Below are 593 nucleotides of genomic sequence, written 5' to 3' on the forward strand. Positions count from 1 at the left end.
CTCCGCATTGACAGTTGGCGAGGTTTACCTACATTCAGGTGCTAATGCAACGTCCTCAAAGAGCAATTTATCCGAATCGGGCGCCTACTCGTAGGGATGCCAGACGACAAACGAGGCCAAGACGAGGACGAAGACAACGAACAGCCGCAACAGCCAGAGCGGAAGCGAGAGGAGGTCCGTGACCGCGCCCACGAAGACAGAGCGATGAGCGGCGACCCCGGTGGCGGCTTGGTGACCTCGATGATGCACTCGCAACCCAGAACTACCCGACCACGACCGATGAACTGGTTGAGGCCTACGGAGACTACGAGATCGAAACACAAGGCGGTACAGAATCCCTTGAAAAAGTGCTTGCCCCAACTGATAACCAAACGTACGACTCCGCCGATGATGTTCGAAGCCGGCTACTGGGACTGATACATCGATAGCGAATCAGCTCGCGATGTGCTAGACCACCGGTACGGACTAGTATCCCTAAGAGTCAGTTCAGAGGAGTACGACCTGCGCCAGTCCGAGGAATATGAAGAATCCGAGGACGTCAGTTGCGGTCGTAATGAAGATAGTCGCCGACGTTGCCGGATCGTACCCGAGCC

General features: G+C 56.0%; 1 protein-coding gene and 1 pseudogene. One reads left to right on the forward strand and one right to left on the reverse strand.

Annotated elements, in window-relative coordinates; all coding sequences use genetic code 11:
- Positions 1-96: 96 nt before the first annotated feature.
- A pseudogene (locus tag DVK06_RS16950) lies at positions 97-428 on the forward strand (hypothetical protein).
- A 58-nt stretch (positions 429-486) separates the two neighbouring features.
- Here DVK06_RS16950 and DVK06_RS19725 read toward each other — a convergent pair.
- On the reverse strand, positions 487-593 hold a 107-nt coding region (locus DVK06_RS19725), incomplete at its 5' end, for a magnesium transporter (protein WP_342764967.1).

It is taken from the genome of Halorubrum sp. Atlit-28R (assembly GCF_003665955.1).
Classification (GTDB): domain Archaea; phylum Halobacteriota; class Halobacteria; order Halobacteriales; family Haloferacaceae; genus Halorubrum; species Halorubrum tropicale.